This window comes from Streptomyces sp. NPDC107454, assembly GCF_055582885.1.
The window spans coordinates 325,738-338,410 of the sequence record NZ_JBVJPA010000009.1; the positions used below are offsets into that span (position 1 = coordinate 325,738).

The window sequence follows — 12,673 nt, forward strand, 5'->3', positions numbered from 1 at the left end:
ACCAGGGGTGGGCGCCGTCGGCGCGGGGGAACTCCATGTGCCAGTCGTCGAGCAGTCTGCGCCGCACGGTCCCGGCGGCCGGATCGATCACGGCTCGTGCCAGACCACTGCCGCTCTCCGTGTCGGCCGCTCGGCCCGATCCCGACCTTTCGGAGTCACCGAGTGGCAACCTGGGCCACTGCACGTAGTCGAGCACCCGGCCACGACGGTGGGGCCGCGCCGCACTGTGCCATCAGGTCCGGTGATCGACCAGGTCAGCGACACCGGGGGACTTCCGCAGCGGATGCGGCGGGGTGGGGGCGGTCGCAGCATGAGAAGCAGGGGTCCTCGCCTCAGCGCCCGGCCGGGGGTTTCCTCGCGCTCTCGGTTTCCGACATGGAGGCGCCGTCCGCGGAGGTGTCCGATGGCTCAACCCGATGCGAATCGAGGACTCGGAGCGACGGGGAGCGGCGAGTCTCCGCCGTCCAGAATGACGCCGTCCGGAATGCCGGCGGCCGATGCGCAGGCCGCTGTGTCCAGCGGCGAAGCCCCGAGCACCAACAGTGTCTTCCTGGGTTTCGCCCCCTGGATCATCTTCGACGTGGTGGCGAGCCCCAGTACGTGGAAGTACGCCGCACTGGCAGCGCTCATCGCGGCCCTGGTGTTCAATGTGCCCGACCTGCGGCGCGGGAGCTTCAAGATTCTGGAGGCGGCGAGTCTGGTGTTCTTCGCCGTCATCTTCGTACTCGGGCTCGCGGTGGACCGTCAGGATCTGATGTGGCTGGAGACCTACGCGCAGACGTTGGCCAACGGGGTGATCGCCGTCGTGGCACTCGGTTCCCTCGCCTTCACGCCGTTCACCGAGCAGTACGCACGTGAGTCGGTGCCCCGCCAGTACTGGGACACACCCTTGTTCCGGCGCACCAACAGGATCCTGACGGCGGTATGGGGTGGGGTGTTCCTGGTCACGGCCCTGCTGGGGCTGCTCGCACTGCATGTGACGTCGGGGTCGGACTGGCTCAACTGGGTCATCCCGATCGCCTTGCTGGTCGCAGCGATCCGCTTCACGAAGTGGTACCCGGCACATGTCAGGGCGCAGGCGCGGGGCTGACCCGGCGGAGGCCACGTTCCGCAGTTCGTGTGCGTCGACCGTGATGTCTCTCCGCGTTCGGTTCCTCCCGTAGCGGGGGAGAGGTAAAGCAATCGTATGGTCTAGTCCAAGAGTTATTTGGTCTAGGCCAATCTATTGGCATGCACGTAACACCTACAGGAAGCTGGGGCGACTCTCCCCCACCTCCTGGAGGCACGCAGTGAGACGTCTTCGCGCATGTCTGGGCGCGGCAGCCGCCGTTGGACTCGCCGCAGCGGGCACGACCGCACTGGTCGCGGGCAGCGCTTCCGGCGCGACCTCCGCACTCAGCAACCGCTGGTACGCCGCGGCTCCCTACCTGATGCCGCTCGACAACGACCCGCCGGACCCGGCCACCATCATGGATGCCACCGGCCTCAAGGCGTTCCAGCTCGCCTTCGTCCTCGCCCCCAACGGCGGCGGCTGCAGCCCCACATGGGGCGGTACGGCCGCGGTCTCCTCGGACACCGCCGTGCAGTCGGTCGTCAACACCGTCCGTGCCAAGGGCGGCGACGTCTCCGTCTCCATCGGCGGGTACGGCGGCACCAAGCTCGGCCAGGTGTGCTCGGACGCGGCTGCCACGGCGGCGGCGTACCAGCAGGTCGTCACCAAGTACGGTCTGCACGCCATCGACTTCGACCTCGAAGAGCCGGAGTACGAGAACACGGCGGCCATCAAGAACGAGATCGGCGCCGCGAAGATCCTCCAGCAGAACAACCCCGGACTCTACGTCTCCGTCACCACCGCCGGTACCGCTGACGGCACCGGCTGGTTCGGCAAGCAGATGCTGCTGGAGGCGAAGTCACAGGGCTTCACCCCGAACAACTTCTCCATCATGCCGTTCGACGGCGGCTTCAACGGCGCCGCGTCGCAGACCAGCGCGCTGACCAACTTCAACCAGATCCTGCAGTCCACCTTCGGATGGGACCAGGCGACCGCCTACGCCCACGAGGGCTTCTCCGGGATGAACGGGCGCAGCGACGCCGGCGAGTTCTTCACGCAGACCGACTTCCAGACCGTGCTGGACTACGCCACCAGCCACAACATGGACCGCTTCACGTTCTGGTCCCTCAACCGCGACCGTCAGTGCACCCCGGCCGACAACGGTGGCCGGACCTCGGGCACCTGCTCCAGCGTGGCGCAGAACTCCTGGGACTTCGCCAAGTACTCGGTGAAGTTCGCCGGGGCCACGCCGCCCACCTCGACTCCCACCCCGACGCCGACGCCCACGCCCCCGGGTACCGGGTGCAAGCCGGCCTGGAGCTCGACCGCGGTCTACACCGTCGGCAACGAGGTGTCGTACAACAGCCACAACTGGAAGGCCAAGTGGTGGACTCAGAACGAGACACCCGTCGCCTCCGACTGGGGCGTCTGGCAGGACGAGGGTGCCTGCTGACGATCTGACCGTCTGACGACCATCGGACCGCCTGACGATCCGACCGCCTGAGGTCTGCCGGACCGGTTCGGCGGGGCCCGTGAGGTGCCCCGCCCACCGGAAGTCGCGCGGCCCGGAGCCCAGTGCCTGGTGCGTGCCCGCGCGCCGATCAGGGCCGCCACCATGTGCGCCGGCCCTTCAGAGGGGCGAAAATGGGCAGAGGCCCGGTCGTCGAGGACACGCGGTGCCTGCCGAGAGGAACGTCGCCATGCGCGGACAGCCGCCATTGCCGTCAGGGGCCGTTCGCGGTGCACGTACCGGTGCGGGCGGCGAGCACGCATGACGCCGGGGCCGGGCGGTGCCGCGATCCTACGACGGTCGATTCAGGTCACCTGCTCGGCGAGCGTCGGCTTCTACGCGTTCCTGTACGGCCTTCACCAACCCGTGGCGGCACTGTACGCACTGTTCACACCGATCGCGCTCGGCCTGTTGTCCACCATTCCCGGGACCGGCCGGCAGCAGGCATGGATCACCTTGCGGACCCTGCCGTTCGCAGTGGTTTTCGTCGCGCTGGGCACGGCACTCGCGGTGAGCACGGCGGCCGCCGTGACCGGCATGCTGATCGTCGGATTCCTGCTGAGTTTCACCGTGGTGGCCGGACCTCGTACGGCGGGTCCCGCCCCCGGGCTCCAACTCCTCTACATCCTGGCCTGCTTCCCGCCGTACGCCCCTCAGACGCTGGGCGCCCGGCTGACGGGCGGGACCGTGGGCGTCGTACTCCTGTCCCTGTGCCAGGTGTTCGTGCTGTCCGGTCCACCTGCCGCGAGCTACCGGATCGTGCTTGCCGACGCGCTGGAGACGGCCGCCGCGGCAGCGATCCATCCGGCTCGTGTCTCCGTCGCGAGGCTGCGTGATCTCAGCGAGGGGATGCGGCTGTCGCGGGTTTCCCCAGGTGAGCGCCCGACCGGCCCGGGGCGCCGGGACCGGGCCCTGGCACAGGCGGGAGCCGCGGTCCGCCGGGTCCTGGACCAGCTGGCGTCGCGGAGCACGACGTCCGCGCCCCCTGGCGCGACACCGCGCACGGATCGATCGTCCGCCGCGCTCCGCGCACGCGTCGCGCGGACGTGCGAGGACACGGCTGCGGCCCTGCGTGCCGGTGAGCGGCCATCGACGGCCGACGCGCTCGACAGGGCGATCCGGCAGTTCCAGACGGAACGGATCCGCCGTGCGGCCGACCCGGGGGAGCCCGGTGCGGACACCGACGTCCTGCGGCGACAGGCGGCGGAGCTGACACTGGCCGAGTCGACGTGGATAGCGGTGACAGCCGTGGGTGTCTCCACCACCGGGCGCACAACCTCACCTCTCCGGCCCCGCGAACTCTTCTGGTACGCCGACCTGCCCACGACGCAGCTGTGGGCGCGTCGCATCGTGGGCAACGCGACGCATCGCTCGGTGTGGTTCCAGAACGCGGTAAGGGTCGCGTGCGGCCTCGCCATCGCCCGTCTTGTCGCGGGCACCCTCGACCTCACGCACGGATTCTGGGTCCTCCTCGCGGTCCTCACGCTGGGGCGCACCACGGTCGGCGCCACCTGGCGGGCCGTGCGCCAGGCCCTCATCGGCAACCTGGTGGGGGCGGTCGCGGCAGGTGCGCTGCTCATCGCCCTAGGCCGGCACCTGGACGCCTACGCCGCACTGCTCGTGCCGGGCATGCTCATCGCCTTCGCTCTGGGCCCGCGGCTCGGAATCGCCTACGCACAGGGGCTGTTCACGCTGGTGGTGACCCTCGCCTTCGCCCAGATCACCCCGACCAGCTGGCGACTGTCGGAAGCCCGCATCGTCGATGTCGTCACCGGCAGTGTCATCGGCCTCCTGTGTGGGCTGCTCGCCTGGCCGGCGGGGGCACGGAAAGAGGTTCACCGCACCATGGCGGGGCTGCTGCGCTCGTGCGGGACGCTGGTACCCGCCACGGTCGAGGCGCTGCTGGCCCCGTCGACCGCTCCGTCTCCGCCCGCGACATTGCCGACGCTGCGGCATCTGCGTCTGGCGGAGTCCGCCTATGCGCAGTTCCGCAGCGAGCCACCCACCGCCTGGGAGGGCGCCCAGGCCGACTGGCACGGGGTGCTCGTCGTGGCATACCACACGGTGCTCGGTGCCCAGCGGCTTCCTTGCTTCGAAGCGCCCCTGGCCGATGTGCCGCCCGACGCGTGCGCATGGGTCCGGGGGACGGCCGCCGAGCTGACGACGGACGCCGACCGCATCGCCACGTGCTTCACCACCGACGAACGCCCCGCGCCCGGCCGGAGTCCCCCTGGCCCACCGCTGCCGGAGTACCACTCGGCCCTGCCCGCAATCATCGATCTCGAAGTGTGGCTGACCGCCATCGACCACCAGCTCGCCCGCATCGAAGACTCCGTCGGCCCCAGGGCCTGATCCCGACGGGCCCGGCGGGGCACCCGGCCGCGTCCGGTCGGTCATGCTCCGATGCCTGCGCCCGCGGTGTTCCGGCCCACCATGCGCGCAGCGTCCACCACTGTCGGCCAGGGCGGCCGCCGGCAGTGGGCTGCGCGGCCTGCGGACAGGATGTTGTGACGATCATTACCGTGAACGCCTCGGCGAACTGTTTGAGCAGGATCGCGTGGTGAGCCGGTGGCGGGTTCTCGGCCGGCATGGCGTTGAGCGTCTTTCAGGGGCCGAGGGGATCCTGCGCCGGGTCCCGCTCCAGTCCGGACCGACGATCGCGAAGTGGCCGGCCTCGCATCCGTAGGAGCGCCAACGCGGCGGAGATGTCAGACGCGGTCAGCCGCGATGAGCAGGTACTGGAAGCTGCCGTTCTCGTAGGCGCTCAGGAACGTTTCCTCGATGCCGGTGACCAGGTGGTCGGCCCGCTTGCGGAGTTCCCAGTAGGGGATGGTGTCGGCGGTCAGGTCCTGGACGTGGACGGGTACGAGGCGGTTGCGGGCCATGGCGCGGAAGTACTCCGACCGTGGGTGGATGTCGCAGATGTAGTGGGCGTTGATGAGAGACACCTCCCGGGAGGCCCGCCCGTAGGCGTCGTTGTAGCAGCCGGTGATCGTCACGTAGCGTCCGCCGCGGCGCAGCAGCCGTGCGTGCTCGGCGAACAGCAGGTCGAGTTCCACGTACATGGTGGACTCGTTGTTCCAGGAAGCCGCGTACGCGCCGGAGGGCAGGCCGGTGTCGAGCATGTTCCGGTGGTGGTAGCGGACCTTGTCGTCGATGTTCCGCTTGCGGGCCTGGGCATGGGCGAAGTCGGCCTGTTTCCTTGAGATCGTGACGCCGTCGGTGTGGCATCCGTACCGCAGATGGGCCACCACACTTCCGCCGCCGCGCCCGCAGCCTGCGTCGAAGACGCGGTCGGCGCGGGAGAGAGGGCCGAGCTGGGAGGCGAGGAGGTCGGCCTGTGCCTGTTCCAGTCGGTGCAGTTCGGCGGTGATCCGGTCACGGCGCAGGGAAGCGTCGTCCCCGCCCCCGTCCCGGCCCGCGTCGAGTACCGACCAGTCGACGTCCCCGATGCCGTAGTGGTGGTGGTAGAGGTCGTCGATCTTTCCGAGTTCGAGGTTGACCGGGTTCTCCTCGGCGTTCCAGTAGTCCGCGACGCGGGCCTGGTACGTCGACTGGCAGGTGGCCTGGGTCGGCATCGGTGCTGCCGCGGTACCGGCATCGGTGATGGGCAAAGGTGACTCCTTGTGGCGCGGTGGACGACGGGCCGGGCGGCAGGGCGTTACCAGTAGTTCGGCAGGTGGTAGCGGTGGGTGTTGGTGGCGTGCCATTCGTGGTTGCCGGACACCCAGGCGGCCAGGCCCCGGGCGTAGCGCTCGACGAGAGGTGAGGTGGCGGACAGAGCCGCCGCCTCCTCCTCGAACGCCTCCATGACCTGGTTGTGGATCTCGACGGCCATCAGAAAGGCGGCCTTCAGCCCGCACCGTTCGTTCGCGGCGATGACCTGAGGCAGATTGAGATGGCTGGGATCGTTGGCCAGTTCCTTGGTGAAGGAGTACAGGTCGTTGACGATCGTGGTGGCGTTGCCGGCGAGTGCGGTGATCCGCTGGATCTCGGGCCGGACGTAGAGGGCCTCGGGCAGCTCGTAGCCGTCCACGGCGTCGACGATCGACAGGCAGGGGCGGAAGTTGTTGAACTGCCGCATCACCAGGTACTCCCAGACCGGTGGCACGTACCGGATCTCGGCCCAGGCGGCCTCGCCGAGATAGCCCAGGTGCAGCCGGGCGAGATCGTGCACCAGCCGGTCGGTCTGGCTGGGGGTGGCGAAGACGGCGTAGTCCTTGAGGGCCCCGTGATACGAACGCAGCGGCCCGTCGGCCTGGACGCCGCGCCGCCACCGCGCTTCCAGTTCGGGAGTGGAGTGGAAGGGGTCGAGCGTGGACTGGGCCCTGATCAGCCTGCCGCCGAGGCCGCGCGACGAGCCGCCTCTGTCCTCGTCCTCCTCGCAGTAGCAGTTGTCGACGAGGTTCTCGGCCAGCAGCAACTTGCCGGCCACGGTGAGACGTTCGAGGTCGGCCGCGCCCGGATGCTGGAGTACGACGGCCCGGCCGAACTGGAACCCCGCGAAGTCCCCCGTCCACGCTTTGGGGAACGCGTCGAGCCGACGGACCCAGGCCTCCAGCCTGCGGTCGACCTCCGCTGCCTTCCCCGGGTCCGCGGGGGCGGCGGCCCGGTGGCGCAGCCCGGGGATCGCCCCGCTCCGCCGGGCTTGCGCGACGGGGACGAGGCGGGGCGGCCCGGGCAGTCGCGTCGGCGATCCGGAAGCCGATGGGGTGCTCATTCCGCGGTCCGTCCGACCTGGACGTTCTCCAGGATCCCCGCGGCGTCGGGTACGAGGATGGCCATCGCGTAGTAGGCGGTGACCAGGTAGCTCATGATCGCGGTGCTGTCGATGCCCATGAACCGTACGTTCAGACCGGGCTCGTACTCCTCCGGGATGCCGGTCTGGTGCAGGCCGACGACTCCCTGGTCCTTCTCTCCCGTGCGCAGCGCGATGATGCTGCTGGTGTGGTGGGGACTGATCGGGATCTTGCTGCACGGCAAGAGCGGAACGCCGCGCCACGCCGGTACTTCGTGGCCGTCGAGGTTCACGGTGCCGGGCACGAGGCCGCGCCGGTTGCACTGCCGGAAGAAGGCCGCTATCGCCTTCGGGTGGGCCAGGAAGAGCCGGGTCTTGCGGCGCATCGACAGCAGTTCGTCGAGATCGTCGGGCGTGGGGGGACCGGTGAAGGTGCTGACGCGCTGGCCGTAGTCGACGTTGTGCAGCAGCCCGAACTCGCGGTTGTTGACCAGCTCCCACTCCTGGCGTTCGCGGATCTCCTCGATGGTCAGGCGGAGTTGCTGCTCGGTCTGGTTCATCGGATGGTTGTAGAGGTCGGCGACCCTGGTGTGGACGCGCAGGACGGTCTGGGTCAGGGACAGCTCGTATTCGCGCGGGGCGAGGTCGTAGTCGACGAAGCCGCCGGCGAGGACCGGTTCGCCCACGTGCCCGGCCTGTACGGGTACGTCGGCCTCGCCCTTGCGGTTCATGGGCTTGCTCTGCTGCTGTGCGAAGGCGTCCAGCTGGGCGGCGAGCGACGGGGTGCGCTCCACGAACGCCAGGAGCGTGTCCCAGTTGAGTGCCAGCACCACGCCCGGAGTCTCGGCCCGTACCGAGCTGAACCACAGCGGGTCGGCCTGGCCGATGGCCTCGTCCCCCATTCCGTCGCCGTCCGAGATGACTCCGGTGACCTCCTGCTCGCCGTACTTGCCGGTGGTGTAGCGGGTGAACCGGCCGTGGACGACGAGATAGGCCTCGGTGACGGGCTGCCCGGCGTCGAAGAGGACCTGGCCCGTACGCACCTCACGCACCCTGAACCGTGAGGAGATCTCCTGGAGGGCCGCGGTGTCGGAGTAGCCGCGCAGGGCGGGCAGCTCGGTCAGTGTCTCGGGAATGACCCTGATGTCGTCCGCGCCGTTCTGCTCGAACTGCACCCGGCCCCGGCCGACGCGGAGTTGGAGTCGCCGGTTCACCCGGTAGGCGCCGCCCTTGACGTCCACCCAAGGCAGCATCTTGAGCAGCCATCGCGAGGTGATGGCCTGCATCTGAGGTTCGGACTTGGTGGTGGTGGCGAGCTGACGTGCCGCGTCGGTGCTGAGACTGGTGGACCGTGGTCCGTCGGCGGTGGGCCCGGCGGCGCTGTCTGGGGAGCTTTCCGGGACTGTCACATGTCCTCCCGATACGTGAGCGGGCGTGGGTGGATACGCACGAAGATCAGCGAACAGGGCGGGGCGTCGACGCCGTACGTCTCGGGCAGGGGCTCCTACCGCCCGGCCATGGACGACGTCTGACCTGAACCCGTGTCGAAGGGGCGCCCGGCGACGCGTCGGAAGCCGTGCGGCGTGGGTTCACGGAGGCGGTGGGGGTCGAAGACGGATTCCGGGGAGGCGGGCGCCAGGACAGCAACCTCGTGACGGCCCGGGCAGTTGGGCAGCGCGCGCCCCATGTCAAGCGAAACAGTCACCGGTGGCGGTCGGAACCGCGTGAAAGGGGCGCATTAGTGCCCTCGAAGTGGGCATTCATTGCGCGAGGCAGACCGGCCATGAGGGCGCGCTCGCACGCCGGTCGCCGGGACCCACGCCACCGGCGCGAGGGCGTACGAGCGTCTCAGCTGGGCGTTCCTCTTGATCAGGTGGCCCCGCTCGAACGATCAAAAGAGCGTCGGGCTACCATCTGAGCGCCACCTAGCTCGAAAGATGAATCTGTGACTGTCAATGACGACTCGTTCACCAACTGGAACCACCGCGAGGAGATCGCGGAGTCGATGATCCCGATCATCGGGAAGCTGCACCGGGAGCGGGACGTCACGGTCCTGCTGCACAGCCGTTCCCTGGTGAACAAGTCAGTGGTGAGCATCCTCAAGACCCACCGGTTCGCCCGGCAGATCGCCGGTGAGGAACTCTCGGTCATCCAGACGCTGCCGTTCCTGCAGGCCCTCACCACGCTCGATCTCGGCCCGTCGCAGATCGACATCGGCATGCTCGCCGCGACCTACAAGTCCGACGACCGTGGTCTGTCGGTGGCGGAGTTCACCGCCGAGGCCGTGGCCGGCGCCACGGGTGTGAACAAGATCGAGCGCCAGGAGCCGCGCGACGTCGTCCTCTACGGGTTCGGCCGCATCGGCCGCCTTGTCGCCCGCCTGCTCATCGAGAAGGCCGGCTCCGGCAACGGGCTGCGGCTGCGCGCCGTCGTCGTCCGCAAGGGCGCCGGCCAGGACATCGTCAAGCGCGCCTCGCTGCTGCGGCGTGACTCCATTCACGGCCAGTTCCGGGGCACGATCACCGTCGACGAGGCGAACAGCAAGATCGTCGCCAACGGCAACGAGATCAAGGTGATCTACTCCGACGACCCGCTGTCGGTGGACTACACGGAGTACGGCATCAAGGACGCCATCCTCATCGACAACACCGGCAGGTGGCGTGACCGCGAGGGCCTGTCCCAGCACCTTCGCCCCGGCATCGCCAAGGTCGTCCTGACCGCACCGGGCAAGGGCGACGTTCCCAACATCGTCCACGGCGTCAACCACGACACGATCAAGCCGGACGAGCAGATCATGTCCTGCGCCTCCTGCACCACCAACGCGATCGTCCCGCCGTTGAAGGCGATGGCGGACGAGTACGGCGTTCTGCGCGGCCATGTGGAGACCGTCCACTCGTTCACCAACGACCAGAACCTGCTGGACAACTACCACAACTCCGACCGCCGCGGTCGTTCGGCGCCACTCAACATGGTCATCACCGAGACCGGTGCCGCCTCTGCCGTCGCCAAGGCGTTGCCCGACCTCAAGGCGAAGATCACCGGCAGCTCCATCCGCGTCCCGGTACCGGACGTGTCGATCGCCATCCTCAATCTGCAACTCGCCCGCGAGGCCACGCGCGAGGAAGTCCTCGACCACCTCCGTGATGTCTCGCTGACCTCGCCGCTCAAGCGCCAGATCGACTTCATCAGCGCCCCCGACGCGGTCTCGAGCGACTTCATCGGCTCGCGTCACGCCTCGATCGTCGACGCCGGCGCGACCAAGGTCGAAGGCGACAACGCGATCCTCTACCTCTGGTACGACAACGAGTTCGGCTACTCCTGCCAGGTCGTCCGCGTCGTCCAGCACGTCTCCGGCGTGGAGTACCCGACGTACCCGGCCCCGGCGGTCTGATCGCGGCAGCCTCTCCCGGTCGGCATTCGGTTGCCCTCCGCTCCCACCGTGCCCCGGCGGTCCTTCGACCGTCGGGGCACGGTGCGTCGCTCGCGTTACGCGGAGAGTTCCTTGCTGATGCGGTCCAGCATGAACGCGGAGGATTCCTCGGCGCGTTCCTCCCAGCCGAAGACGCACGCGGTGGCGACGCCGTCGAAGTCCAGTTCCCGGAGTGTGCCGAAGAAGGCGTCCCAGTCCACCTCGCCCTGGCCGATGTCGAGGTGTTGGTGGATGCGGGCCGTGGTGCCGGGCGGGTTGAGGATGTAGCGCAGGCCGGAGGAGCCCTTGTGGTTGAAGGAGTCGGCGATGTGCACATGGTGGAGCTTGTCGCCGGCGTAGCGCATCATCGCCGCGATGTCCGCGCCGACGTCCGAGGCTCCGGAGAGGTGGAAGGAGTGCGGGGCGCAGTAGAGGTAGTTCACCCAGGGCTTGTTGACGGCGCGAACGAGGTCGACCGCCGGCGTGTTCTCCTCACAGAAGTCGTCTGGGTGCGCCTCCAGGTTGAGGGCGATGCCCTCGCGTTCGAAGACGGGGAGCAGTTCCTCCATGGAACGCCAGAAGGCGGACTCGCTCTCGGCGGCTCGGTCGGGGCGTCCGTTGAACTCCGAGTTCATCAAAGGGCATTCGAGCTCTGCGGTGATCTCGATCATCCGCTTCCAGTAGCGGACGGCGGCCTGCCGTTCGGTCTCGTCGGGCGAGGACCACTTGTAGAGCGGGAGTACGGAGGAGAGCTGGACGCCGTGCCTGCGCAGTGAGTTCTTCAAGTCGGCCACACGCTCGTCGTCCGCCCGTGGGTGCAGGATGAACGGCATGAAGTCGTCACGCGGGGACAACTCGATGTATTGGTAGCCGAGTTCGGCGACCGTGCGGACCATCTCGTCGAGCGGCAGGGCGCGGAACATGTAGGGGTCGAGGGCGATCTTCATGCGGCGCCTCCGTAAAGGGCGGGGCGGGGCTTCATGTCCACGGTGACGACGGTGCCGTCGGACTCCAGGGAGCGCACGGCGGCGTCGGTGATGACGGTGGCGGCGTAGCCGTCCCAGGCGGAGGGGCCGGTGGGCTCGCTGCCGGTGCCGACGGCCGCGACCCATTCGCGGAACTCGGTGTCGAAGGCGTCGGCAAAACGCCCCCTCCAGTCCTGCGGTACGGCGGTCGCGTGGTGTCCTGCGGTACGGACCCCGACGGCGGCCGGGTCGGGCAGCCGGACCAGGCCCTCCTCACCGACGGTCTCGCACTGGATGTCGTAGCCGTACTGGCAGTTGACGAAGACCTCCAGGTCGATGCGGACCCCGTGGGCGGTCTCGAAGAGCATGATCTGCGGGTCCTTGAGGTGCGCGGACCGCTTGCCGGTGGCGCGTGGGGTGATCACCTGGGCGGAGACGATCTCGTCGTCGAGCAGCCAGCGCAGGACGTCGATCTCGTGCACGGCCGTGTCCTGCGCGGCCATCACGGAGGTGTACGACTCCGGCACGGTCGGGTTGCGGTGGGCACAGTGGACGATCAGCGGGGCGCCGATCGATCCGGAGGCGAGAACCTCCTTCATCCGGCGGTAGCCGATGTCGAAGCGGCGCATGAAACCGACCTGGACGAGCCGGCGGCCGTGGGCGCGCTCGGCCTCGACGATACGCAGACAGTCCTCGGCGGTCGTGGCGAGGGGCTTCTCGCAGAACACCGGCTTGCCGGCCGTGACGGCGTTCAGGACGTGCTCGGCATGGGTGGGGCCCCAGGACGTGACGAGAACGGCGTCCACCTCCGGAGAGGCGATCAGATCGGCACCGGTCGGCAGTGCGTCTGCGCCGACGCGGGCGGCCACCTCGGTGGCGCGGGCCTGGTCTATGTCGGTCACCGCGCTCACACGTGCGCCGGTGACGGCCTCGGTGAGTCGTCGTATGTGGTCCTGGCCGATCATTCCGGCACCGATGACACCTACACGTACGGTCATGG

At 68.8% G+C, this 12,673-nt stretch carries 10 protein-coding genes; 5 read left to right on the forward strand and 5 right to left on the reverse strand.

The annotated features are described in order from the left end of the window. Window positions 1-484: 484 nt before the first annotated feature. The 3 genes from ACZ69M_RS24835 (at window position 485) to ACZ69M_RS24845 (ending at window position 4,913) form a co-directional block, all read left to right on the forward strand. A complete protein-coding gene (locus ACZ69M_RS24835) occupies window positions 485-1,090 on the forward strand; it encodes a DUF3159 domain-containing protein (RefSeq protein WP_470052954.1) in 606 nt (201 codons plus the stop codon). A 199-nt stretch (window positions 1,091-1,289) separates the two neighbouring features. Next, window positions 1,290-2,504 (forward strand): carbohydrate-binding protein, encoded by a 1,215-nt coding sequence (locus ACZ69M_RS24840; protein WP_470052956.1) that lies wholly within the window; start codon window positions 1,290-1,292, stop codon window positions 2,502-2,504. A 318-nt stretch (window positions 2,505-2,822) separates the two neighbouring features. Next, window positions 2,823-4,913 (forward strand): FUSC family protein, encoded by a 2,091-nt coding sequence (locus ACZ69M_RS24845; protein WP_470052958.1) that lies wholly within the window; start codon window positions 2,823-2,825, stop codon window positions 4,911-4,913. Between the two features lie 356 nt (window positions 4,914-5,269). Here the strand turns inward: ACZ69M_RS24845 and ACZ69M_RS24850 are convergent, their stop codons facing one another. The 3 genes from ACZ69M_RS24850 to ACZ69M_RS24860 form a co-directional block, all read right to left on the reverse strand. Continuing rightward, the gene (locus ACZ69M_RS24850; protein ID WP_470053197.1) at window positions 5,270-6,139 is read right to left on the reverse strand and encodes a geranyl diphosphate 2-C-methyltransferase; all 870 of its coding nucleotides are present in this window, start codon (window positions 6,137-6,139) and stop codon (window positions 5,270-5,272) included. A gap of 83 nt (window positions 6,140-6,222) precedes the next feature. Then, window positions 6,223-7,281, reverse strand: coding sequence for a family 2 encapsulin nanocompartment cargo protein terpene cyclase (locus tag ACZ69M_RS24855; RefSeq protein ID WP_470052960.1), 1,059 nt, complete (start codon window positions 7,279-7,281; stop codon window positions 6,223-6,225). Further along, window positions 7,278-8,708 (reverse strand): family 2B encapsulin nanocompartment shell protein, encoded by a 1,431-nt coding sequence (locus tag ACZ69M_RS24860; RefSeq protein ID WP_470052962.1) that lies wholly within the window; start codon window positions 8,706-8,708, stop codon window positions 7,278-7,280. Before ACZ69M_RS24860 ends, ACZ69M_RS24855 begins: the two co-directional genes overlap by 4 nt. On the opposite strand from ACZ69M_RS24860, the gene ACZ69M_RS24865 reads away from it, so the two are divergent. Both ACZ69M_RS24865 and ACZ69M_RS24870 read left to right on the forward strand, forming a co-directional pair. Further along, entirely contained in the window at window positions 8,709-8,831 is a 123-nt protein-coding gene (locus ACZ69M_RS24865) for a hypothetical protein (protein WP_470052964.1), read from the forward strand. 413 nt (window positions 8,832-9,244) lie between these two features. Then, on the forward strand, window positions 9,245-10,690 hold the full coding sequence (locus ACZ69M_RS24870; protein ID WP_470052966.1) for a glyceraldehyde-3-phosphate dehydrogenase: 1,446 nt from the start codon (window positions 9,245-9,247) through the stop codon (window positions 10,688-10,690). 95 nt (window positions 10,691-10,785) lie between these two features. Here the strand turns inward: ACZ69M_RS24870 and ACZ69M_RS24875 are convergent, their stop codons facing one another. Then, complete coding sequence (locus ACZ69M_RS24875) at window positions 10,786-11,655, reverse strand: sugar phosphate isomerase/epimerase family protein (RefSeq protein ID WP_470052967.1); 870 nt, start codon at window positions 11,653-11,655, stop codon at window positions 10,786-10,788. After that, complete coding sequence (locus tag ACZ69M_RS24880; protein WP_470052969.1) at window positions 11,652-12,671, reverse strand: Gfo/Idh/MocA family oxidoreductase; 1,020 nt, start codon at window positions 12,669-12,671, stop codon at window positions 11,652-11,654. Before ACZ69M_RS24880 ends, ACZ69M_RS24875 begins: the two co-directional genes overlap by 4 nt. Window positions 12,672-12,673 lie beyond the last annotated feature (2 nt).